Below are 22,381 nucleotides of genomic sequence, written 5' to 3'. Positions count from 1 at the left end.
AACATTTTAAGGACGAAAACGTCTTATTAAGTAGTAACCAAAAGCCAATAAAAAGCTACGTAGTTGTAATTTATTTGAATTAGCCTTCAACAATAGTATTATAACTTATTTAAAAAGGGTTAATAGGTTATATGTGTAAACCCGGGGTAATTATACTCCGGGTTTATTTTTGGTAAAAACTCTTTAAAACAAGTACTTGTTTAGAAGATTATAACTTTTCTTTAATGCGGGCCACATTTATGCTACCATGAGAATCGTCGTAGACTGCTGCCCCATTTTTAATTAATATCACCTGTGGACTTTCATGGCGTACCTGAAATTTTTCAGCGATTGCCTGGCTAATGTCGCGGTATCTTTTAAGATCGAGAAAGAAAGGTTCCAGCTGCTTCTCATCAATATCATAATCCTGTTCAAATTGTCTTAAAGCCATTCTGCTTATACCGCAGGTGGTGCTATGTTTAAAGATAAGTACAGGAACAGCTTTTGAGATTTCTGTCAACTCTTCAAGCTGTTCTTCTTTCTCAAGAGCGACCCACGGCACTTCTTTAATTTCTTCTTTTACTATATCACGCTGACTTTTAAATCTGTCTAATAATCCCATAAAAATTCTTTTTCATCAATATAATTGGAAATTGAGTAATCATTAACAAAGGTACTGCTAAACCTTTGCTAAATTTATAGAGATTTTGATCTACACTACCCACCTGCTCAAAAGACAAAAAGTCACTTTTTTCGTGCAAAAATCGGTCATTTTGTCTATAAAATTAACTGGTATATGCTTTGCTTAAGGTAATTTGTAAAAAACAATAATCAGATGAACTTCAATAATTTCACTATAAAAGCCCAGGAAGCAATACAGCAGGCACAACAGCTTGCTCAAAGCTTAGGTCATCAACAAATTGAGAACGAGCATCTATTTAAGGCTATTCTTGAGATTGATGAGAATGTAACTCCGTTTCTGCTTCAGAAACTGGATGTAAATTTAAGTTTGCTACAACAAATCGTAGATCGCACTTTAGAGAGTTTTCCTAAAGTAAGCGGCGGCGATATTGTGCTTTCGCGTGAAGCGAGCAGAACAGTGACAGAAGCCAGCGTTATTGCTAAAAAGATGACTGATGAATATGTTTCTATTGAGCATCTTCTTTTGGCAATATTCAAATCTAATAGTAAAGTTGCCCAAATTTTAAAAGATCAGGGCGTCACAGAAAAACACCTTAAAGCTGCCATAACCGAATTACGCAAAGGAGATCGCGTGACCTCACAAAGTGCAGAAGAAACATACAATTCACTTAATAAATACGCTAAAAACCTAAATCAACTCGCCAGAGACGGCAAACTTGATCCTGTTATAGGTCGAGATGAGGAGATACGACGCATACTGCAGATCCTTTCACGCCGCACAAAGAATAACCCTATTCTTGTAGGTGAACCCGGTACAGGTAAAACAGCAATTGCAGAAGGTCTTGCTCACCGTATTGTAGATGGTGATGTACCAGAAAACCTGCAGGAAAAGCAGATTTTTGCCCTCGATATGGGCGCATTGATCGCTGGTGCGAAATTTAAAGGCGAATTTGAAGAACGACTAAAAGCGGTTATTAAAGAGGTCACAACCAGTGAAGGTGACATCGTCCTTTTTATTGATGAGATACACACGCTTGTGGGTGCCGGTGGCGGCCAGGGTGCTATGGACGCAGCAAATATTTTAAAACCAGCGCTTGCTCGTGGCGAACTAAGAGCTATTGGCGCTACCACGCTTGATGAGTATCAAAAATACTTTGAGAAAGATAAGGCACTCGAGAGACGTTTTCAAAAAGTAATGGTAGATGAGCCAGATACAGAAAGTGCAATTTCTATACTGCGTGGTATAAAAGAAAAATACGAGACGCATCACAAAGTACGCATTAAAGATAATGCGATCATAGCAGCGGTCGAGCTTTCGCAACGCTACATCACAAACAGATTCTTACCAGATAAGGCAATTGACCTGATGGATGAAGCTGCTTCTAAAATGCGCATGGAGATCAACTCTAAGCCAGAAGAACTAGATGTTCTCGATCGTAAGATCATGCAGCTGGAAATTGAGATCGAAGCCATTAAAAGAGAGAACGATGACTCAAAACTAAAATCGCTTAGTGCAGATCTTGCAAACCTAAAAGAAGAACGCAATGAGATCAATGCTAAATGGAAAAGTGAGAAAGAGGTTGTAGATAATATTCAGAATGTAAAACAGGATATTGAGAATTATAAGCTTGAGGCAGAACGTGCAGAACGTGAAGGCAACTACGGCAAAGTAGCAGAATTGCGTTACGGAAAGATTAAAGAATCTCAGGAAGAACTAGAGAAATTACAGGCAAAACTAGCTGCGCAGTCTGAAAATTCGCTAATAAAAGAAGAAGTTACAAGTGAAGACATCGCTGAGGTTGTCGCAAAATGGACCGGTATTCCTGTAAATAAAATGCTGCAAAGTGAGCGCGAGAAGCTACTGCATCTTGAAGAAGAATTACACAAAAGATTAGTAGGTCAGGAAGAGGCGATCGCAGCAGTAAGTGACGCGGTGAGAAGAAGTCGTGCCGGTCTTCAGGATCAGAATAGACCCATAGGTTCCTTCTTATTTCTGGGGACAACCGGTGTAGGTAAAACAGAACTCGCTAAAGCTCTGGCAGAATATCTGTTTGATGATGAGAATAACATGACCAGAATAGATATGAGTGAATATCAGGAAAGACATTCTGTAAGCAGACTTGTGGGTGCACCTCCGGGATATGTGGGTTATGAAGAAGGCGGTCAATTAACAGAGGCTGTAAGACGCAAACCTTATTCTGTTGTGTTACTGGATGAGATAGAAAAAGCGCATCCAGATACATTTAATATTCTGTTGCAAGTTCTGGATGAAGGCAGACTAACAGATAATAAAGGCAGGTTGGCAGATTTCAAAAACACCATCATTATAATGACTTCAAATATGGGAAGTCATATAATACAGGAGAAATTTGAAAGCATAAAAAATGTAGATTCTGCGATGGAAGGTGCCAAAGTAGAAGTACTAGGCTTACTTAAACAAACCATACGTCCTGAATTTATAAACAGGATTGATGATATTGTAATGTTTACTCCGCTTACGCGAAAAGACATAAAACAAATCGTAAATCTGCAGTTAAAAGGAGTTGCTAAAATGGTCGCAAAACAAAATATAACCATAGATGCTACAGAAGAAGCTATAGACTATTTAGCAGAAAAAGGTTTTCAACCAGAATTTGGGGCCCGTCCTGTTAAACGTACTATACAACGAGAGGTTTTAAATAATCTGTCTAAGGAAATACTTTCTGGTAAAATAACCACAGATAGTATTATTTTAATAGATGCTTTTGATGACGAACTTGTATTCAGAAATCAAAGTGATTTGGTAGAACATGAATAATATAAAATCTCATTTTTAGACATAAAAATCCCCGTTTTTGAGCTTAAAAACGGGGATTTTTTTGTCTTTGCATTTCATCCGGATAACTGTGCAGATGGTAGATAGAGCGCTTTTAGATTGCTTTTTTTAACATTCTTAATCGATTAATATTTCGATGATATCGAAAAAACAACTCATCTCCAATAACTTATAAAATTTCTCAATAATTTCGTCCTCGTTAACCCCAAGTTACAACAGATTATGAGATTTATTACAACCGCTGCATTTTGTGTAGCATTCGCTCTTTTGCCTCTAATTTCTTTTTCACAAGTGGGTATAGGCACCACAGCTCCTAAAAGTCTATTAGACATAAATACGTTTGATGCAGATAATCCCTCTATTACAGATGGAATACTTATACCACGTGTAAATGTACTTCCTTCTAGTGCGCCAGGTCACGATCAGGATGGTATGCTTTTGTATTTAAAACAAGACTACGGTTCTCACAAAAGAGGTTTTCATTTTTGGGATAGTCAAAAAAATGAATGGGGAGATTTATCTTCAGCCTCATCTTCTTCTTCAGATTCAGGTGTTTCAACAACTGTTCCTTATACCAGAGGTGTAAAAATTGTTCATGATCATTTTGCTAACCAGAATTTAAATAATTACAATCTTAATCTGGCGACTTCAACTGCTTCAGTATTTATATTGACCGAAACAGGAAACCAAAGACAAAGTGTAAATATTACCGGGATTGCTGGTGGGACAGATGGCCGTGTAATAACACTTAAAACTGATGTTTCTGAACATAATTTCTCTATAAGAATAAGAAATGAAAATACTTCTTCTGCGCCAGAAAATCGCTTTAAAGTGGGTCGTGATGTAGATGTCATAAATGGCTATGGTGCAATTTCTTTTATCTACGTTGCGCAAGACCATAGGTGGCATTTACTAAGTATGGGGAAAATAGACTAAGTCTTTACTTCTTCCCTGCCCATAGAACCATTTGCGGTGGGTATTAAGGTATATACGTAGTCTGGCTTCAAACCGGCCTCATCGCGGTGAGAAACATACAGCACAGCAGTTTTACTTTCTTGCGCTATCTTGTTGATTAATGAAACTATTAAATGAGCACCATCATCATCAAGACCGGTAGTAGGTTCATCAAGAATAAGTAAAGGTGGATGTTTTATCATTGCCCTAGCGATAAGAACCAGTCGTTGCTCTACGGTAGAACAGCTAAAAAAATTAGTAAACCTCTCGTTGTACAAGCCTAGAACCTGTAACCATTTATCAGCTAATTTTATATGTAGGTCGTTGGGTTTTTGATAAAGACCTATACTATCAAACAACCCGGAAATAACCATTTCCTGCAAGTTATAAGATCCCTTAAAAAGCTGAATAATCGTGGGTGTGAAGAAACCTATTTTCTCTTTAATTTCCCAAACCGTCTCCCCGCTTCCTTTTTTATTTCCAAACAAAAAAAGGTCTACACCAAAGCCTTTTGTATTATTACCATAGATCATTGACAAAATTGTGGTTTTCCCAGAACCATTAGGGCCTTTTAATTGCCAGAATTGCCCTTTGTTGATCCTCCAGTTTATCTCATGTAGAACCGGCTTATCTTCGTAAGAAACTGAAACATTCTTTAACTCAACAAGTGTCTCAGGAATATTGATGTATTCTTTTAATGGCTTCGGAATTGTAATGTCAAATTCTTCTTTTAGAGCGGTATTCGCTTTTATATTTGGTTTAATAACACTAAAAAAATCTCCTGAAACCTCTAAAAAATCGGTGATAAATGGCAATAAATCGGCTTTTCTTTTAAAGATCTGAACAATCGTTATCTCCTCTGAAATTGTTTCAAATCTGTTTTTAAAGTTTTCTACAGCAGTAACATCCATCGCATCAAATGGATTATCAAGAATTAAAAAATCAGGATTTGTGCTTAAAAGGTACGACAGCAAAGCCTTTTTTTGTTCACCACTTGAGAATGTTCTTAAGCTTCTTTCGCCTTGCTCAGGCAGAAATTTTTTGTCATGTTTATATTCTTCTTCTATAAATTTATTCAGCGTAATTTCTGAAAATAAAACTCCTTTACCCTTGAGTTCCGGCAAGCCTGATTCTCCATTTACTAATTGCTTTAACCACGCTCCTTTTAGATCCAGATTTGAGCCCGCTATTGCGAAATGCTTATTTACTTCTACCGCCATTCTTAATCTACGCTTAGTACAATTTTGCCAATGTGGGTACTGCTTTCCATAAGTTTATGTGCCTCTGCAGCCTCTGCTAATGAGAAAGTTTTATAAATAACAGGCTTTACTTTTTTCTGCTCTAAAAGTGGCCAGACATATTTATGTACTTCACTGGCAATTTGCGCTTTTACCTCAACAGATTGTGGTTTTAGTAAACTACCTGTAAGAATAAGATTTTTCGACATGATCGTCCACAAGTTTATTTCGGGAGTTGTCCCGTTCATGCCGTTAATATAGAGTAAACGGCCGTTTTTATTTAAAATAGAGAGATTTTTACTGGTGTATGAACCGCCTACCATATCAAGAATCACATCTATCTGCTCATCTTTATAAGCACGCTCAAAATCTTCTTCTTTATAATTTATAACACTCCCTAATTTGTGCTGCTTAATGAAATCAACCTTTTCTTGTGAGCCTACTGTTGTGTAGGTTTTAATACCCATTGCCGCCGCCATTTGCAGACCCATAATTCCCACGCCGCTCGTACCACCATGAATCAATAAGCGTTCTTCAGATTTTATTTTCCCTTGCTGAAAAATATTAAACCAAACTGTAAAAATGGCTTCCGGTAAAGAGGCAGCTTCTATAAAATTGAGACCTGCCGGGAGAGGTAAACATAACCGCTCATCTACTACAACTTCTTCGGCATAACCGCCACCGGGAATAAGTGCACAAACTTTATCACCTACATGTAAATCATTGACTTCTGCGCCTGCTTCTATAACTTCTCCAGAAACCTCCAGCCCGGGAATTGTAGCTCCCGGCAGATCTTTACCGTAAGCGTTAGGATTTTGTCGGGTTAAAATATCGCTTCGGTTTACACCTGCAGCTTTAACTTGTATACGCACTTCTCGTTTATCAGGTTTATTCAACTCTACGGTTTTAAACTGAAGAACTTCGGGACCACCGCCTTTTGTAATATGTATTGCTTGCATGAAAAATTTGTATTTGACTATTTCTAAAAAGTCATTTCTAAAATTACTTACCTATATTTATACAAAATCAGCAATTAGTAATAAATTAACTTCCATAAATCTTTAAAAGCCATGACCAGTTTGAAAAAACTACAGAATATCTCACTTATATTTTTCACGATGATAAGTTTAAATACGCTGTCTGCACAAGAAACAGATCGTGAGTTCTACCAGATTAAAATCTATTCTTTTGCATCGCAAGAACAGGTTGATAAAGCAGATAACTTTTTTGAAAATGCATATTTACCAGCTTTAAAAAAGCAAGGAATTGAAAATGTAGGCGTTTTTAAACCCAGAGAAATGGCTCCGGGCGATACGCTACAAAAAGTTTATGTTTTACTTCCTTTTACTTCGCTTGATCAAATCGCAGGTTTGCAGGATAAGTTAGATGCAGATGCTCAGTTTCAATCTGCCGGGAAAGATTTTATAACTACTTCATATGACAATCCGCCGTATGTGCGTATACAATCTATAATTCTAAAGGCTTTTGAGAAAATGCCTCAATTAAAACCTTCTGCAGTTACGGGAACACGAGAAGACCGGGTTTATGAGTTAAGAAGCTACCAGTCTCCTACTGTTGCCTATCATCAAAATAAAGTAAAAATGTTTAATGACGGCGGTGAAGTTGCACTCTTTAAAAAACTGAGCTTCAATGCTGTTTTCTACGGCGAAGTAATTTCTGGTCCTGATATGCCTAATTTGATGTACATGACCACATTTACAGATCAAAAAAGCAGAGATGAGCATTGGAAATCTTTTTCTGACGCCCCAGAGTGGAAAAAACTTTCTGCCTTACCAGAATATCAAAATAATGTTTCTCATATAGATATCACCTTTTTACACCCAACCTCATATTCTGATTACTAACCCATTAGAATAAAATACAAAATAACCCACCTCATGCCTGCTAAGAATATTGAAGATTTTATTAAAGGTCTGCCTAAAACTGAATTGCACCTTCACATAGAAGGCACTTTTGAGCCGGAGCTCATGTTTAAAATTGCTGCGCGAAATAATAAGGAGATTAAGTATGACAATGTTAATGCCCTCAAAGAGGCGTATAAATTTAATAATCTACAAGAATTTCTTGATATATATTATGAAGGTGCCGGGGTCTTAATCACAGAAGAGGATTTTTATGATCTTACGTGGGCTTACCTTGAGAAAGTAAATTCTCAAAATGTGGTGCACGTAGAGATTTTCTTTGACCCACAAACGCATACAGATCGCGGCGTTCCTTTTGAAACTGTAATAAATGGCATCTACAGAGCTATAGAAGATGGCAAGAAAAAGCTGAATATAACTTTTAAATTGATCATGTCTTTTTTACGCCATCTTGATGAAGAATCGGCTTTTAAAACTTTAGAAGAAGCTTTACCTTTTAAAGACAAGATCATTGCGGTGGGTCTTGATTCTTCAGAAGTGGGTAATCCGCCTTCAAAATTTGAACGTGTTTTCGCAAAAGCTCGCGAGCACGGTCTACTAACCGTTGCGCACGCCGGAGAAGAAGGACCTTCAGACTATATCTGGGAAGCTCTAGATCTTTTAAAAGTTGCTCGTATAGATCACGGCAATCGTGCACTTGATGACGATAGGCTGGTTGAGAGACTTTCAAAATCGCAAATGCCTCTCACCTTGTGCCCTCTTTCTAATCTTGAATTGAAAGTGATTCAGGATATGAAAGATTACCAACTGGTAGAAATGATGGATAAGAATCTGCTGGTGACCATTCATTCTGATGACCCTGCTTACTTTGGCGGGTATATGAACGAGAATTATTTGTCTGTAGCCGAAGCATTAGGTCTCACTACAGAACAACTTACGCAACTTGCTATTAATGGTTTTAAAGCCAGCTGGCTTCCAGATGATGAGAAAGAAAAATATATAGACGAGGTAAAAGAGTATTCAGCAAATTTTTAAGCAGAACTGCAGTAATTCAATTCCCTATAAAAGCTCGTAAACGTTTCATTTTAAATTTTATCAAATAATTATGACACGTAATTTCATAAAGCTCAAGAACGTGTTTAATTTTATAGACTGATTAGTCTATCTATACAAACAAAAAATTATTATGAAATACAATTTATTAGGAAATACAGGATTACTGGTTTCAGAATTATGCTTTGGCACAATGACTTTTGGAGCTAAAGGGAGATTTAAAGATATAGGCGGTGTAGAACAAAAAGAAGCTGATGCTTTACTTAAACAAGTAGTAGAAGCCGGCGTGAATTTTATTGACACGGCAAATGTATATTCAGACGGTTTGTCTGAAGAAATTACCGGGCAGGCACTGCGCAATAGTGGGATCTCGCGAGAGTCTGTGATTCTGGCAACTAAAGCCAGAGGCACAATGGGCGATGGCCCTAATGAAAAAGGGTTGAGCCGCAAACACATAATAGATCAGGTTGAGGCCAGTTTAAAACGTCTTAACACAGATTATATCGATCTGTATCAAATTCACTCACACGACCCGCTTACTCCTATTGAAGAGACCTTGCGCGCACTAGATGACTTGGTTCGCAGCGGTAAAGTAAGATATATTGGGGCTAGTAATGTTGCTGCGTGGCAATTGATGAAGGCACTCGATTACTCGAAATTTAATAACCTGGAAAGATTTGCTTCACTTCAGGCTTATTATACAATCGCTGGCAGAGATCTTGAACGCGAGATCGTCCCTCTTTTAAAAGATCAAAAAGTTGGCCTGATGGTTTGGAGTCCGTTAGCCGGTGGATTGCTGAGTGGCAAATACAGCAAAGAAGATACTAAAACCGGTGGCAGAAGAGACAATTTTGATTTCCCACCGGTAAATAAAGATCGTGCATTTTCTATAGTCGACGCTTTAAGACCTATGGCCGAAAGCAAAGGAGCTTCTGTGGCTCAGCTTTCTATCGCTTGGTTGTTGCATCAATCTGTTGTAAGCAGCGTAATTATAGGTGCAAAAAATGCCGATCAATTGAGCGATAACTTAAAATCGACCGAAGTTAAATTTACTGATGACGAACTTTCACAGTTAGATGAAATTAGTAAACTAGCGCCAGAATATCCAGGCTGGATGCTTGAGTTCACTAAAAATGATCGACAGTTAGAAAACTAGAAACCCGAAAATAAAATGACTCATAAACAGCCATTTGTAAATAAATGGCTGTTTTTATACCTAAAATAATCGATTTTAAGTATAAAATGGGAGATTTGTCTTCCCTTAGAAATTAATAATGACAGATAAGAAAACCCTTATATTATCAAGTGCCGTAAAACTATTTGTGCAAAATGGCTTTGACCGGGTTTCTACCGCAGAAATATCTAAAACTGCAGGTGTTGCCACAGGCACTATGTTCTACCATTTTAAATCTAAAGAAGACATTATTATTTCATCATACAAAGCGATAAAAAAAGAAATAATCTCTCAAACTTATTTATCAGATTCTGAAAATATCACCATAAAAGAAGAGCTTAAACAGCTGTGGCAAAATATTATCTTATGGAGTTTAGATAATCAGGATAAAGTGCAGTATTTGCTTCAGTTTAAAAACTCACCTTACTATTGCAACGACCTCATGGCCGAAGATGACACCTGGAAAGGCCGACTTGAATGGTGGAAAAACGGCATAGAAAATGGCGTTTTTAAGCAAATTCCGCTCGATTTTTTACTTAAGACTTTTAATGACCTTCTCTTTGGGACTATAGAATATCTCATGCATCACGATAAAGAAATTAAAAAATATATAGACATGTCATTTACGATCTGTTGGGACAGCGTACGGGAAAATAATCTTTAATTTCTGCAATAGGCAAATATAATTATGCTCATCTTTCTCCTAATAATTCTACTGCTGGTTCTGTTCTCTGTGATTTTTATGAATCAGGAAAAATTTGGCAGCAACCCTGGCGGTAAGCGCTTAGCGCGAATTAAAAAATCGCCTCACTACACAGAAAATTCATTTCAAAATTTACATGAGACGCCTTCACTTACAGAAGGAGTCACTTATATTGAGGCAATACGCGATATTCTATTTAGAAAAAGTGCTAATCGTAAACCGCCCAAGCCTTTGCCTTCTAAAAAGACAGATCTTCTAAACCTCGATCCTTTTGAAAATATTTTAGTGTGGTTTGGTCACTCTTCTTATTTCATTCAGACAGATGGAAAGAAAATTCTGGTTGATCCTGTTTTTAGCGGTTCTGCTTCACCCATGCCCGGCGGTACTAAGGCCTTCCGCGGAAGCGATCCTTATACGGTTTCAGACTTTCCTGAAATTGACATTCTGGTTCTAACCCACGATCATTGGGATCACATGGATTATAATACGCTTATCAATTTTAAGTCACAGACACACACGATCATTTGTCCTTTAGGTGTGGCTTCACATCTGGAATTCTGGGGTTTTCAAAAGAATAAGATTATAGAAAGAGACTGGAATCACGAGATAAAATTAGGTGACGGCTTTACTATAAAAACAGCGCCTGCGCGACATTTTTCCGGAAGGAGTTTTAAACGAAATCAAACGCTGTGGACTTCATATATCTTAAAAACACCAACGTTAAAGCTGTACCTTGGTGGTGATAGTGGCTACGACACTCATTTTGCAGAAATAGGTAAAACTGAAGGTCCTTTTGACCTGGTTATTCTGGAAAATGGTCAGTATGACAAGAACTGGAAATACATTCACATGCAACCAGAAGAAGTATTTCAGGCTGCAAAAGACTTGGGAGCAAAATCTCTCCTGCCGGTACATTCCTGCAAATTTGCGCTGGCTAATCACAGCTGGGATGAGCCTTTAGAACGTATTACAAATATAGGTGCCACACAAACGGAAATTCATTTAGTAACGCCTATGATAGGTGAAAAAGTTGATCTTAATAATGATCAAGTCCTATTTGAAAAGTGGTGGCAGCTGGTGAACTAATTTTAGTCATCTGCCAGCACGATTTGCCTGTGGTGTAAACCCCACTCTACCATAGAATCAAGAACTTTATTTAAGGTTTTGCCAGATTTAGTAAGTTCATATTCAATCTTTACAGGAGTTGTATTATGCACTGTACGTGAGACTATACCATTTGCCTCGAGATCTTTTAACTCCTTAGACAACATACGCGGGTTGATCTTGGGTATCTCACGTTCCATATCTTTAAATCTTTTTTTACCAAACATTAAGGTGCCTATTATAGGGAGTTTCCATTTTCCGCTTATAACATTCATCGTATCATTTACTGCGAGAACAAACTGAGAAGAACACAATTTTATGTCTTCTAAATTTTGATGTATTTCCATAAAAATAATTTTTAAGCACTATACAAAAGTATAGTTTAATCTTCTGCAATTCACTTACTTTAATATAGTAAATATATTTAATTTAGTAAGAAAAACAATACTATGATATTAATTACAGGAGCTACCGGTCATTTAGGAAATTTAGTTTTAAAATACGTTCAGCAATATGCGCCGGCGACACCACTTGCAATTCTTGCCAGAGACAAATCTAAGACTAAGGAATTTGAAAATTCAGATATAGATATTCGTCTGGGTGATTATGATGATTATAATTCGCTGGTGCAGGCATTCACCGGCATTGACAAACTTTATTTTGTTTCAGGAAGCGATATTGCAAAACGAATCAAGCAACATGAGAATATTGTAAAAGCGGCAAAAGAAGCCGGTGTAAATCATATTATTTACACCAGTTTTATACGAGAGAGGGGTTTAGAAAACTCCCCCATACCATTAGTCGCTGAGGGACATCTAAAAACGGAAGATCTGATCAAAAAATCGGGATTAAATTACACGATTTTAAAACATAACATTTACATGGAAGTCATACCCATGTTTATAGGTGAACATATTCTTGAGAACAAAACGATTTACCTGCCTGCTGGCGAAGGAAAATGCGCATTTGTATCAAGAGAAGATATGGCAAAAGCAGGAGCTATTGTTTTAACGACAAAAGATCATGCTAATAAAGAATACAACATCACTGCAGAAGAAGCTTACAGCTATAAGGACATTGCAGAAATGATCTCAGAAGTTACCGGGAAGGATATTCAATATGTATCGCCATCGCAAGAAGAATTTACTGCAACCTTAAAAGAAAATGGAGTCCCTAATGATATTATCGGGATGATGGCTGGTTTTTCTGAAGCAACTAAGATTGGTGAATTTAAACAGACAAGCCACGATGTCACCAATTTAATAGGCGAAAAACCAACAAAACTTAAAGAATATTTAAGATCTGTATACGCGAATTAAAGAAGCGAGATAATTAATTAAAACGAAATTTTTGCATAGCCGACTAATTACGTTCCTAAAAAAACGTCATTTATCGGCTATTCTGCTATACATACCGATATTCTCTTTGGCTAGCCAAAATAAAAAATCATATAAAAAATAGGACTTTTATTTGTGGTAGTAAAACCCACAAATGAGAACAATTACAACAATCATAAGCCTTAGTTTGCTTATAATATTTTTTACCTCTGTCACCGCCTATGCACAGGTGGGTATTGGTACAACCTCCCCACAATCAAGATTAGATATTGCTGCTTCAGACCCGAATGCTCCTATTTTTACAGACGGTTTATTAATCCCAAGAGTTAATAATTTTTCTGCCACTCACCCGGGTTCAGCTCAGGATGGCATGCTGGTTTATTTAACTCAGGCTTACAGCACTTACGATAAAGGTTTTCATTATTGGGATAATGCTACAACATCGTGGCTACCTTTCACTTCAAGTGCAGCTGAATGGACGCGCGCTAGAAATGCGAAAGGCAATGACGTTCTGTACGCAAATCAGGCTAACGAAAATGGGTACACCGTAGCTTTTACAAAAGATGGAAAGTTTGGTATTGGCACAGATGATCCCGTAGAAGGTTTTGAAATAAAGCGAGAAGGAGATAATGATATACAGTTAACAAGCGCAGATACTAATCCGCCCAATTTTGTATTCTATAATACCGGCGGTACTTTAGATGCGCCGGGAAGACTGGCAACAAACCAGGAAATAGGCTCTGTTATTTTTAAAACCCACGATGGGACAAACACAAGAGAAGTGGGCGGACTGAGATATTACGTTGACGGTACTCCTACTTCAAACAGCTTGCCTACTAAATTTGTCGTATCTACTATTGCAGCAAATACCACCAATCAGGTTGAAAGATTTACTGTAAAAAATGATGGGAATGTAGGTATTGGCACTGCAACGCCCCAAGAAAAATTACATATTGCAGGTTCTATGCGCAGTGATGCACTCGCCACTACAAATAATCCCACTGTGACATACCCAGCTGCAGTTGTAGCAAATGCAGATGGCACATTACAAGTTCAAAATTCTGCAAGTAGCGGCAGAGGGCTTTATAGAAGTGTAGAAATAATTGATCAAAATTTTTATACAAATCAAAATAATATGAACCTAAATCTGTCAACTACAGATGCATCGATATTTATACTTAATGACACAGGTGACAATCAGCCTATAAATATAACAGGGATTTCTGGCGGGACAGATGGTCGTATTATTACTATTAAGACAAGTGTAAGAAATGCAAATTTCAGAATGTATTTTCAAAGTGAAAACGGAGGTTCTCAAGCTCAAAATCGGTTGTCTATTTGGGACGGCGGTGGCCAGATCGAAATCAACAATAAGGAAGCTGCTACTTTTGTTTATGTAGCCAAATACCAAAGGTGGCACCTAATCAGTACTTCAAATGTAAATTAAAGAGAGGAATCTTAAGATTTTAGCCTGTTTTAAAATTTTAAATGCTTCTATTTCACTCTTCCATTGTTAACAAATGTTCAGGAAATCCCAACTGCTGAAGCAAAAGAGTTTTCTCATGAATATTAAAAGTCAAAGTTATCATTTCATCAAAAGACTTAAAAGTATACTTAGCAATAGCTTCTAATGGAAAAGCAGATTGTCCAGAGGCTTGAGCCGTAAGTTTATTTTTATTATGATCTATGGTTATTTTCAATGGAAAATCTGGGCTGCTATATGTTCCCGCATATTGCTTCAGTTCTGCAGACGTTAATTCTAAGAATGGCTTTTTAGGTTTAAATTCTGGGAATTCATATTCTTCGCCAAAATAAATACTTATTGCACTGGTTAAAATATATTGTAAAGGCAAGGATGTTGCATTTGTTGTTATGGCAATAGAAATGTTTTCTTCCGGCATATGTAAGGCAAAGGATTGAAAAGCATCTATCGCCCCGTCGTGTCCAAAACCATTTCTATTGCTAAAAGATCCGGCTCCAAACCCCATCCCCATACCCGTTGACACATCTGTCATCTGTTTTAAAGAATTATCTGAGACGAGTTTACCGCTAAAGAGAGCCTGATAAAATTCATTTAATTCTGTTGCTGTTGATACAATGGCACCTGCTCCCATAGGCACACTCATATCTGAAATTACAGGAAATGGTTTCCAAACTCCATTTACAGGAATATAAGGTATCGCTTCATTATCAGAAGTCTTGATATCATGCCCATATTCTGTGCGCTCTAGATTAAGAGGATCTACTATGCGTGATTTAATATTTTCTGAATAAGTTTCCCCAGTAATATCTTCAGCGATGTAAGACAGTAAAATATAATTTGAATTAGAATAGGCGGTTTTTGTTCCAGCTTCAAAAATAGAAGGATGTTTCATTAAACGTTTTAACATTGCCTTTCTGGATTGTGGTTTAATGACCCACTTATTGCTATCAGATTCATCTGTGATATTAAAAATACCACTTTGATGACGTAGCATATTTTCTATACTTATTTTATCTGCATTTGGAACCTCTGAAAAATAGCTGCTTAATGGTGTATCTATTTTTAATTTTCCGTTCTCAACCAATTGCATGATAATTGTGGCTGTAAATGTTTTGGTAATAGAGCCAATGCGATATTTAGTATTTTTATCTGCTTTAATACCTGCATCAATATCAACGTAGCCTATTGTTTTTTGGTAAACTTCCTTACCATCTTTAAACACAGAAAAATCGCCCATCATTACATTATTTTCTTCAAGAAGATTAAAAAAATGATCAAGCTTAGTCAAGGTCGTATCCTGAGCGTGAATAGAAGCAACAGTTAAAATCAACAGTAACAGTATTTTCATAAGAAATAGTTGTGAAAATTAAATACAATTCTAGTATGAGGGAATTATATGCTTATTTAAAACTTCCACTTTAAAAACGTGAAACTTCAAGCGATTGGTTTGAGAAAGATAAAAATAAATTACTATTAATAAGCGAATATTATAAATCGTGGATATATAAAACCAAAAAAACCCGCCTAAAAAGCGGGTTTTTTTGGTTTTAACCGATTTTTTATACGTGTAAAGCGCGGTCTGCTGTTGCTGCGAGAGCTGCTTCTTTTACAGCTTCTGCATATGTAGGATGCGCATGAGACATGATTGCCATATCTTCTGCACTTGCTCTAAATTCCATCGCGGTAACTCCTTCTGCTATTAAATCTGCAACGCGTGCACCAACCATATGAACTCCTAAAACTTCGTCAGTTTGTTCATCAGCCAGGATTTTCACAAATCCGTCTGTATCACCACTTGCACGAGCACGTCCTAATGCACGCATAGGAAATTGACCAACTTTATATTTTGTACCACTCTCTTTTAAAGCTTCTTCAGTTTTACCTACAGAAGCAACTTCTGGCCAGGTGTAAACCACTCCTGGTATGAGGTTATAATCAATATGTGGTTTTTGTCCTGCGATTGTTTCGGCCACAAAAACACCTTCTTCTTCTGCTTTATGTGCGAGCATTGCACCGCGTACCACATCACCTATTGCATAGATATTTGAAACTTTGGTTTGCAAGTAATCATTCACTTCTACTACACCGCGTTTGTCTGTTTCAATACCCACTGCATCCAGATTTAACCCATCTGTAAATGCTTTTCTACCCACAGAAACAAGAACGTAATCACCTTTAAATTCTACTTCGTTTCCTTTTTTATCTTTTGCCTTCACAGTCACCTCATCACCATTACGCTCTACCGCATTTACCTGATGAGAAACATTGATCTTCATCTTTTGCTTTTTGAGAACTTTAGTAAGTTCTTTGCTTTGAGCCCCATCCATAGTTGGGATAATGCGATCGAGATATTCTACAACCGTAACTTCTGCTCCCAGTCTTTTATAAACCTGACCTAATTCAAGGCCTATAACTCCGCCACCTATCACAATTAGGTGTTTTGGTACTTCTTTCAGCTTTAAAGCTTCAGTAGAGGTTATTATGCGTTCTTTATCAATTTCTATAAAAGGAAGGCTGGCAGGTTTACTTCCGGTTGCAATAATTATATGTTTAGCTTCTATCGTGACATTTTCACCTTTCGCAAGAGCGATATTGATATGAGTGGCATCTTTAAAGCTTCCTACACCTTCATAGGTATCTATTTCATTTTTGTTCATCAAAAACTCAATACCCTTTGTAGTTTGTTCTACTACACCGGCCTTGCGCGACATCATTTTCTCAAGATTGAGCTTTACATCACCAGAAATCTCAATACCGTGTTCTTCAAAATGAGTGATCGCATCTTCATAATGATGTGAAGAATCAAGAAGTGCTTTTGAAGGGATGCAGCCCACATTAAGGCAAGTACCACCCAGGGTTGAATATTTTTCTATAATTGCCGTTTTCATGCCAAGTTGGGCACATCTAATGGCGGCTACGTATCCCCCGGGACCGGAACCAATGACTGCTACGTCGTATGAACTCATATTTTTATCTTAACTATTTGAGATATCAAAGTTACAATTCTAACGAGCAATGTACAATTCTATCATTATAAGCTTTTACCTATAATTTTATTGCTAACTATTATAGCTGTTTTGCAGGATGTTTAAAATACAAAAAGCCTTCCGGGTTGGAAGGCTTTTATCAAGTGGGGTGAAGGCAAATGAATGCTTTATTTTGGGGTAAAAGGACTTGATTATTAACTACATGGCAAATATAGTGCCGCTGTAAACAATCTATCTTAAGATTTATTGATTCCCAAAAAACACGATAAAATGAACGATTTTATCGTCTAAATGCTTGATTTTTAAAAAATATGATATTATAGTTTTTCCGTATTATTGTAACCGTTCAATTTACTCCTATGGAAAGCCACTCACAAGATACTTCAAACGAAAAAATTATAGAGAACAGAGAACTAAACATTTGGGAAGCACTTATACCCGTTTTTGCGCTGGTAGCGATGCTTTTTTACAATGTTTTTGTGGCTTTTGGTGATGACGCTTTAAGCGGAAGTAATCAATTCATTCTTCTTTTAGGTGGTGCGGTTGCGGCAATTGTAGGTATTTACAACAAAGTAACCTTTGCCCAAATGCTTGAAGAGGTTGCCGAAAATATTAAATCTACAGCAGGAGCTATTCTCATTTTACTTATGGTAGGTGCTCTTGCCGGGACGTGGCTCGTTAGCGGTATCATACCCACAATGATCTACTACGGATTGCAAATACTCAATCCCACAATATTCCTGGCTTCTTGTGTGGTAATATGTGCTATCATTTCTGTAGCAACGGGAAGCAGCTGGACAACTTCTGCTACTGTAGGTATAGCGCTAATTGGTATTGCAGATGCGCTTGGAATACCATTAGGTATGACAGCGGGTGCCGTTCTCTCAGGAGCTTACTTTGGCGATAAGATTTCGCCCTTGAGCGATACGACAAATCTTGCCCCGGCTATGGCAGGTACAGATCTGTTTACACATATACGATATATGATGTTTACTACTGTGCCCACTATATCTGTAACATTAATCGTTTTTATCATTATTGGTCTAAATCTTGACACAACAGGTACCGCAGATACACACGTAATTCTCGCTGCTGTTGACAAGGCAATAAATATAAACCCGTGGTTATTTGTGGTGCCGGTACTTGTGATCGTTTTGATCGTAAAGAAAACACCACCGCTAATCGCATTACTATTCGGAACACTTTTAGGAGCTGTAGCTGCACTTATTTTTCAACCTGAAATTGTAGCCCAATTGGGTGGTGGCACTTCACTTAGTTTTCTTTCTGGCTATAAAGGAGTTATGAATGCCATCACAATTGATACTGCCATACCTACAGATAATGAAGCTTTAAAAGATCTATTCTCTTCTGGCGGTATGTCTGGTATGCTGGGCACGATATGGCTTATAATCTGCGCTATGGTTTTTGGTGGTATTATGGATGCCATTGGTGCCTTAGCGGCAATAAGCAAGGCGTTATTGAAACTTTTCCATACTACTTTTGGTCTTTTTGCGAGTACTGTAGCTAGCTGTCTTGCACTTAATGTGACCGCCAGTGACCAGTATCTGGCTATTGTAGTACCGGGAAAAATGTATGCAAAAGCGTATAAAGATAAAGGCTTAGCGCCGGAAAATTTGAGCCGCACGCTAGAAGATTCAGGAACTGTCACTTCTGTATTAGTACCCTGGAATACCTGTGGTGCCTACCAAAGTGGTGTTTTAGGAGTGCATGTCGCAGATTATTTTGTTTATGCCATTTTCAATTGGTTGAGTCCTTTTATGACCTTATTGTTCGCAGGATTCAGTATAAAAATACGTGAGCTTAAAGATGCCAGAAAAGCGGCTTAGTCTTTCGTTCTTTAATTCCTGAAATATCACTCTTGCATTAATTGGCAATAATTTGAGCCATAAATGGTCTAAATCCCTTCAAAATCTACAATATTGATATTGAAATAGCAATCTCAATTTTCCCATAGACAGAGACAATATCACAATAGTTTAAATACATTTTACTTATACCAATTTTCAATGAAACGGTTTTATTTTCGCGCTGAATAAAGAACCTAAACAAATAAAAATATGACACTAGTAGGAAAACAATTCCCCAATCTGGATGTAGACGCCATGAACGAAATGGGAGATACATTTAAGTTAAATGTACTTGATGAAGCTAAACACAAGAACAAAAAAGTTCTTCTTTTCTGGTATCCAAAAGATTTCACTTTTGTTTGCCCAACAGAATTGCATGCATTTCAAGCTGCTTTAGAAGAATTTGAAAAAAGAAATACAGTAGTAATAGGTGCTTCTTGTGATACTCCTGAAGTACATTTTGCGTGGTTAAACACTCCTAAAGACAATGGTGGTATAGAAGGTGTAACATACCCTATTCTTGCAGATACTAATAGAAATCTTGCTAATCGCCTGGGCATTCTTGATGTTACAAATGAGCATTATGATGAAGAAACTGGCGCTTACACCGTAGAAGGTGATAATGTAACTTACCGTGCTACTTATCTAATTGATGAAGAAGGTCAGGTATTTCACGAAGGTGTAAACCACATGCCATTAGGAAGAAACGTGAATGAGTTTCTAAGATTGATAGATGCTTATACGCACGTTCAGGAAAAAGGTGAGGTGTGCCCTGCAAACTGGGAAGAAGGTAAAGAAGGAATGAATGCAAACCGTGAAGGTGTAGCTTCTTACCTCGCGTCTAACTAATTAAGAAAACGTATTATGATTAAGGAATTAGATCAAGATAATTTAAGCGAAATTGTTGCTGTCAATGACGTAGTCGTTGTACAATACATGGCTAGCTGGTGTGGTAACTGCAGGTTGATGAAACCGAAGTTTAAAAAACTCGCTACAGAAAATGAGAACGCTGCATTTATATTAGTAGATGCAGAAAAATTTCCTGAATCTCGCAAGCTTGCAACAGTTGACAATCTACCAACTTTTGCTACGTTTAAAGACGGCAATTTTGTTAATCAGGTACAAACAAATAAGTTTGAAAACTTAAAAGAGCTAGTAAATGAAGTTACCGGTAATTAGACACCTGCAGCAGAACAACGATCTGGAAAGCATAGAAAAGACGATCACTGTCTTAGAATCTTTTACAGAACACAGATCTGTTACAGATACAGATATGGATGTTATAGGAGAACTCTTAACTAATCTTTGCGGCGCTGCAGAAGTGCATCAAATGGTTAAAGATGGAATGCCAGAACGCGAAGCTGCTAACAGTTTTGCCCAAAAAGTTCTGGGGTCTATTGACAGATAATTTAATTTTACTTATCAAAACAACTCAAATCCTTTCCTCTCACAGGGAAAGGATTTTTAGTATTGGGATGATTGGCACTTTCTATTCTTAGTAGTACTTTTACTAACTAAGCGAGAAATAAACTTCACGCCATCATCAATTAAACCAACTTTTACCTCACGCTTTTACCTGAGGTTCTTTATTTAAATATTACAAATATGGCTCAAATAACACTAGGCGGTAACGAAACTCATACATCTGGCAATCTTCCTGAAAAAGGAACAAAAGCACCAGATTTTACATTGGCTAAAAATGATCTTAGCAATGCTTCTCTTTCAGATTTTAAAGGCAAGCGTGTGGTGATGAATATTTTTCCCAGTGTTGATACTGGAGTTTGCGCAGCATCTGTAAGAAAATTTAATAAAGAAGCCAGCGAACTTGAGAACACAGCTGTATTGTGTATTTCAAAAGATCTTCCTTTTGCTCAAACTCGTTTTTGTGCTGCAGAAGGACTTGAAAATGTTATAAACCTTTCAGATTTTAGAACCGGCGATTTTGGTAAAACTTACGGTCTTGTAATTTCAGAAGGTGCTTTCTCTGGTTTACATTCAAGAGTTGTAATTGTTCTTGATGAAGAAGGAACAATCTTATATAAAGAGCAAGTTCCAGAAATAGGCCAGGAACCCAATTATGAAGCTGCGTTAAAAGTATTGCGTTAATGCCATGGCGCGATACATTTGCGAGTAAGAGAATTATTGCATTTCGTTATGCTTTTAAAGGCGCCTGGTTACTTTTAAAAAATGAGCCCAGCATACAAGTGCAATTCTCTATGGCAATTATTGTTACTGTAGCTGGCTTTTTCTTCCAAATTTCACAAACAGAATGGATCCTGCAATTACTTGCTATAGGTCTTGTTCTTGCTATCGAGGGTTTAAATACTGCTGTAGAAAAGATAGCCGACTTTATTCATCCCGATTTTCATACTAAAATTGGCGATATTAAGGATGTAGCGGCAGGTGCTGTAACATTTGCAGCAATAATCGCAGCAGTTATTGGGTTTATAATTTACACACCTTATATAGTAGAATTAGCCAATTAACATTCAAATTACTGAAATACAGTATATTAATTTTAAGAATTCTGTTTTAGGTATGGGATTTTAGATTATTTTTAGCAATATCTAAGACAACCCAACATGAAACAAACTTTACCCAACCACTTCCGTTTTGACCCTATAAAATTTCGCTTTAAGCTTTTACTACAATTTGATTTGACAAAATAAGAGTAAGAACTAAGACAATTTTATTGGGGATTGCTATGAAGGATGATTTAAAAAAATTGCTTAAACCATCAAGTATTCTACTTTATGTGTTAAGCAGCACTGTGCTTTTAATGATGGGTATGGCGTATGCCGGTATAACCGGTGCAGCAGATGGGCAAGGTCTGGCAGGAGGCGCTATAATTTTAGTATATGGTATAATCTTTTCTATTGCAGGTTTGATCTCATCTGTATTGACGGCATATTATTTTTCTAATGCTGTCGTTGTGCGCTTAAACTGGATCGCTGCCTTTTTACTATTTCTTTTTATCACAATCTTATTTACCCTAAAACCGGGACACCGCTCACAAATAAGATTAATGCCAGCTCTGTTTTGACTTAATAATTTTGCCTTAAAGGCGAAAATCAGGAACAATAAACATATCAATTATACAAACAACTTTTCCTTAAACATACCGTTTGATATTTGTATTTTTACCCCTTGATTTTAAAAGT

22 protein-coding genes are annotated in these 22,381 nt (G+C 37.1%); 16 read left to right on the top strand and 6 right to left on the bottom strand.

Translation table 11 applies throughout. From position 1 onward, the window contains the following. Nucleotides 1-208: 208 nt before the first annotated feature. Entirely contained in the window at nucleotides 209-601 is a 393-nt protein-coding gene (gene ytxJ, locus ACH3O9_RS12485; protein WP_416440915.1) for a bacillithiol system redox-active protein YtxJ, read from the bottom strand. 213 nt (nucleotides 602-814) lie between these two features. On the opposite strand from ytxJ, the gene clpB reads away from it, so the two are divergent. Both clpB and ACH3O9_RS12475 read left to right on the top strand, forming a co-directional pair. Beyond that, nucleotides 815-3,418, top strand: coding sequence for an ATP-dependent chaperone ClpB (clpB, locus tag ACH3O9_RS12480; RefSeq protein WP_416440913.1), 2,604 nt, complete (start codon nucleotides 815-817; stop codon nucleotides 3,416-3,418). A 240-nt stretch (nucleotides 3,419-3,658) separates the two neighbouring features. Then, a complete protein-coding gene (locus tag ACH3O9_RS12475) occupies nucleotides 3,659-4,372 on the top strand; it encodes a hypothetical protein (protein WP_416440911.1) in 714 nt (237 codons plus the stop codon). Here ACH3O9_RS12475 and ACH3O9_RS12470 read toward each other — a convergent pair. Together ACH3O9_RS12470 and ACH3O9_RS12465 are read right to left on the bottom strand one after the other, a co-directional pair. Continuing rightward, nucleotides 4,369-5,610, bottom strand: a complete 1,242-nt coding sequence (locus ACH3O9_RS12470) for an ATP-binding cassette domain-containing protein (protein WP_416440909.1) — start codon at nucleotides 5,608-5,610, stop codon at nucleotides 4,369-4,371. The genes ACH3O9_RS12475 and ACH3O9_RS12470 overlap by 4 nt on opposite strands. Before the next feature lie 2 nt (nucleotides 5,611-5,612). Further along, nucleotides 5,613-6,587, bottom strand: a complete 975-nt coding sequence (locus tag ACH3O9_RS12465) for an NAD(P)H-quinone oxidoreductase (RefSeq protein WP_416440907.1) — start codon at nucleotides 6,585-6,587, stop codon at nucleotides 5,613-5,615. Nucleotides 6,588-6,698: 111 nt separating this feature from the next. Between ACH3O9_RS12465 and ACH3O9_RS12460 the strand changes: the two genes are divergently transcribed. From ACH3O9_RS12460 to ACH3O9_RS12440, 5 genes are all read left to right on the top strand, one after another. Next, a complete protein-coding gene (locus ACH3O9_RS12460; protein WP_416440905.1) occupies nucleotides 6,699-7,493 on the top strand; it encodes an NIPSNAP family protein in 795 nt (264 codons plus the stop codon). A gap of 33 nt (nucleotides 7,494-7,526) precedes the next feature. Beyond that, entirely contained in the window at nucleotides 7,527-8,546 is a 1,020-nt protein-coding gene (locus ACH3O9_RS12455; protein ID WP_416440903.1) for an adenosine deaminase, read from the top strand. Nucleotides 8,547-8,697: 151 nt separating this feature from the next. Continuing rightward, nucleotides 8,698-9,720, top strand: a complete 1,023-nt coding sequence (locus ACH3O9_RS12450) for an aldo/keto reductase (protein ID WP_416440901.1) — start codon at nucleotides 8,698-8,700, stop codon at nucleotides 9,718-9,720. A 118-nt stretch (nucleotides 9,721-9,838) separates the two neighbouring features. Then, the gene (locus tag ACH3O9_RS12445) at nucleotides 9,839-10,402 is read left to right on the top strand and encodes a helix-turn-helix domain-containing protein (RefSeq protein ID WP_416440899.1); all 564 of its coding nucleotides are present in this window, start codon (nucleotides 9,839-9,841) and stop codon (nucleotides 10,400-10,402) included. Nucleotides 10,403-10,426: 24 nt separating this feature from the next. Beyond that, nucleotides 10,427-11,527, top strand: coding sequence for an MBL fold metallo-hydrolase (locus ACH3O9_RS12440; RefSeq protein ID WP_416440897.1), 1,101 nt, complete (start codon nucleotides 10,427-10,429; stop codon nucleotides 11,525-11,527). A 2-nt stretch (nucleotides 11,528-11,529) separates the two neighbouring features. On the opposite strand, the gene ACH3O9_RS12435 is transcribed toward ACH3O9_RS12440, so the two are convergent. After that, entirely contained in the window at nucleotides 11,530-11,892 is a 363-nt protein-coding gene (locus ACH3O9_RS12435) for a winged helix-turn-helix transcriptional regulator (RefSeq protein ID WP_416440895.1), read from the bottom strand. A 102-nt stretch (nucleotides 11,893-11,994) separates the two neighbouring features. Between ACH3O9_RS12435 and ACH3O9_RS12430 the strand changes: the two genes are divergently transcribed. Together ACH3O9_RS12430 and ACH3O9_RS12425 are read left to right on the top strand one after the other, a co-directional pair. Beyond that, nucleotides 11,995-12,864: an SDR family oxidoreductase gene (locus ACH3O9_RS12430; protein WP_416440893.1), complete on the top strand. Its 870-nt coding sequence runs from the start codon at nucleotides 11,995-11,997 to the stop codon at nucleotides 12,862-12,864. A gap of 172 nt (nucleotides 12,865-13,036) precedes the next feature. Further along, entirely contained in the window at nucleotides 13,037-14,329 is a 1,293-nt protein-coding gene (locus tag ACH3O9_RS12425; protein WP_416440891.1) for a hypothetical protein, read from the top strand. 52 nt (nucleotides 14,330-14,381) lie between these two features. Here the strand turns inward: ACH3O9_RS12425 and ACH3O9_RS12420 are convergent, their stop codons facing one another. Together ACH3O9_RS12420 and lpdA are read right to left on the bottom strand one after the other, a co-directional pair. Then, nucleotides 14,382-15,713 carry a serine hydrolase domain-containing protein gene (locus ACH3O9_RS12420; protein ID WP_416440889.1) on the bottom strand — a complete coding sequence of 444 codons (1,332 nt, stop codon included), beginning with the start codon at nucleotides 15,711-15,713 and terminating at the stop codon, nucleotides 14,382-14,384. Between the two features lie 211 nt (nucleotides 15,714-15,924). Then, on the bottom strand, nucleotides 15,925-17,331 hold the full coding sequence (gene lpdA, locus ACH3O9_RS12415) for a dihydrolipoyl dehydrogenase (protein ID WP_416440887.1): 1,407 nt from the start codon (nucleotides 17,329-17,331) through the stop codon (nucleotides 15,925-15,927). Between the two features lie 380 nt (nucleotides 17,332-17,711). On the opposite strand from lpdA, the gene nhaC reads away from it, so the two are divergent. The 7 genes from nhaC to ACH3O9_RS12380 all read left to right on the top strand — a co-directional run bounded on the left by nhaC (nucleotide 17,712) and on the right by ACH3O9_RS12380 (nucleotide 22,263). Beyond that, complete coding sequence (gene nhaC / locus ACH3O9_RS12410; protein ID WP_416440885.1) at nucleotides 17,712-19,199, top strand: Na+/H+ antiporter NhaC; 1,488 nt, start codon at nucleotides 17,712-17,714, stop codon at nucleotides 19,197-19,199. A 231-nt stretch (nucleotides 19,200-19,430) separates the two neighbouring features. Continuing rightward, nucleotides 19,431-20,069, top strand: coding sequence for a peroxiredoxin (locus tag ACH3O9_RS12405; protein ID WP_416440882.1), 639 nt, complete (start codon nucleotides 19,431-19,433; stop codon nucleotides 20,067-20,069). Between the two features lie 15 nt (nucleotides 20,070-20,084). Continuing rightward, complete coding sequence (locus tag ACH3O9_RS12400) at nucleotides 20,085-20,399, top strand: thioredoxin domain-containing protein (protein ID WP_416440880.1); 315 nt, start codon at nucleotides 20,085-20,087, stop codon at nucleotides 20,397-20,399. After that, on the top strand, nucleotides 20,380-20,628 hold the full coding sequence (locus ACH3O9_RS12395) for a DUF6952 family protein (protein ID WP_416440878.1): 249 nt from the start codon (nucleotides 20,380-20,382) through the stop codon (nucleotides 20,626-20,628). The genes ACH3O9_RS12400 and ACH3O9_RS12395 overlap by 20 nt, the downstream gene beginning before the upstream one ends. Nucleotides 20,629-20,825: 197 nt before the next feature. Continuing rightward, a complete protein-coding gene (gene tpx / locus ACH3O9_RS12390; RefSeq protein ID WP_416440876.1) occupies nucleotides 20,826-21,326 on the top strand; it encodes a thiol peroxidase in 501 nt (166 codons plus the stop codon). Continuing rightward, nucleotides 21,326-21,706 (top strand): diacylglycerol kinase family protein, encoded by a 381-nt coding sequence (locus tag ACH3O9_RS12385; protein ID WP_416440874.1) that lies wholly within the window; start codon nucleotides 21,326-21,328, stop codon nucleotides 21,704-21,706. Before tpx ends, ACH3O9_RS12385 begins: the two co-directional genes overlap by 1 nt. A gap of 218 nt (nucleotides 21,707-21,924) precedes the next feature. Then, nucleotides 21,925-22,263: a hypothetical protein gene (locus ACH3O9_RS12380; protein WP_416440872.1), complete on the top strand. Its 339-nt coding sequence runs from the start codon at nucleotides 21,925-21,927 to the stop codon at nucleotides 22,261-22,263. The last annotated feature ends 118 nt before the right edge of the window (nucleotides 22,264-22,381 follow it).

The sequence above is a fragment of the Leeuwenhoekiella sp. A16 genome, from assembly GCF_047946675.1.
In the GTDB taxonomy this organism is placed as follows: Bacteria; Bacteroidota; Bacteroidia; order Flavobacteriales; family Flavobacteriaceae; genus Leeuwenhoekiella.
The sequence above is the reverse complement of the archived record's forward strand: the minus strand, read 5'-3'. Positions and strand labels throughout refer to the sequence as shown.